The organism is Streptomyces sp. NPDC002133 (assembly GCF_040296405.1).
Classification (GTDB): domain Bacteria; phylum Actinomycetota; class Actinomycetes; order Streptomycetales; family Streptomycetaceae; genus Streptomyces.
The window spans coordinates 1-1409 of the sequence record NZ_JBEOXF010000146.1; the positions used below are offsets into that span (position 1 = coordinate 1).

Here is a 1409-nt window from a genome sequence, read left to right on the forward strand (position 1 = left end):
ACCGGGCGCGGGGTGGCGCGTCCTTCCAGCCGTGCGGTGCGGTTGATGCCTGCGGGCTCGTGCTGGACCTGGGTCTTGCCGAAGACGGCGGTGCCCGCGTAGGCGGGGTTGCGGAGCATGCCCCAGACCACGCTGCGGTCCCAGCGGGTCTTGCCGGTGCGGGTCGGGGTGCCGGTGGCGGTGAGCCAGCGGGTCAGCTCGGCGATGGAGGCACCCTCGTCGACGTAGCGGCGGAAGAGCTCGGCCACCACGGCGGCCTCGGCCTCGGTGATCTCGTAGCGGGCCGCGCACTCCGGGCTCTTGCGGATGAAGCGGTAGCCGAACGGCGCCCCGGACAGAACGTTCACCGAGCCGGCCCGGGCCCGATAGGTCTTCCCGCGCCGGTAGCGTTCCATCAGCTGGGCTTTCTCGTACTCGGCGAACATGCCCTGGAACTGGATGAGCAGCTGATCCTCGGGGCTGTCCCCGCGCGGGCCGCGGACGAACTCCACGCGTGTTCCGGCGCGGGCGAACTCCTCGATCAGCAGGGCCTGGTAGGCGAATTTGCGCGCCAGGCGGTCCGGCGCGTAGACGACCACCACATCCACCCCGACCTGGGCCACCAGGTCCCGCAACCGCTCCAGCGCGGGCCGCATCAGAGTGGCACCGGAGTGTCCCTCGTCCTCGAAGACCCACTCCTCGGGCAGCTCAAGCCGCATCCGTTCGACGTACGCGCGCAGCGCTGCCGTCTGCGACGCGATCGTCTGGTCCTTCTTCTGCCGTTGCGAGGACACCCTCGCGTAAATCGCTGCCGTGGTCACCGCCCGCTCCTTCGCACACCTGTGGTTGCTGCTGGCCGGCCCGGATACGGGCTCGGCGCTGGGGCACCAACACCTCGTAGGCCGCCTGCAGATCCGCGGTGGCGTGCCGGGAGAAGACCCACTCCAGCTCTACGACCGGCCGGTTCACGGTGCTGGCCGCCGTCCGCGGGCCTCGACATCGAGGTAGTCGGCCAGCGCCTGGGCCACCACCGAGGAGACGGTGGCCTCGCTGGCGCGGGCATGCTCTCGGACCTGCTCGGCCAGCGAACCGGGCAGTTTGACGGTGAACACCACGTTCGCCTCGGGGACGGCGACTCGGCCTTGCGCCACGGCCTGCTCCACATAACGATGTGCCTGGCGGATCGACACCCCGTACTGGGCAGCCAGCGCACGGGCCGCCTCGGCGACAGGAGCCTCCGCCGCGAGAAGGTCCACGGCAGCATTGACCCGCCGGGCGTACTCGATACCGTCGACACGATCCCCGCGCACCATGTCATGAACGTACTACCCGTCATGACGCGGCCTACTCTCGCCGCGAGGCAGCTTCTCCAACCTCCGGTAGCACAGCGTCACTTCGAAGGTGAAGTTGCCCATTGCGTTGGAGGCGTG

2 protein-coding genes are annotated in these 1409 nt (G+C 69.7%); both read right to left on the reverse strand.

Annotated features, from left to right (window positions below; all coding sequences use genetic code 11):
• Positions 1 to 800, reverse strand: an 800-nt coding sequence (locus tag ABT078_RS42490; RefSeq protein ID WP_351237834.1) for a recombinase family protein, incomplete at its 3' end; no start/stop codon positions are given.
• Between the two features lie 144 nt (positions 801 to 944).
• Positions 945 to 1292: a hypothetical protein gene (locus tag ABT078_RS42495; protein ID WP_351237836.1), complete on the reverse strand. Its 348-nt coding sequence runs from the start codon at positions 1290 to 1292 to the stop codon at positions 945 to 947.
• Positions 1293 to 1409: the final 117 nt, after the last annotated feature.

Coding starts and splice junctions, on each gene's coding strand:
- ABT078_RS42495 (WP_351237836.1), bottom strand. CDS start 1,292: ATGGTGCGCGGGGATCGTGTCGACGGTATCGAGTACGCCCGGCGGGTC.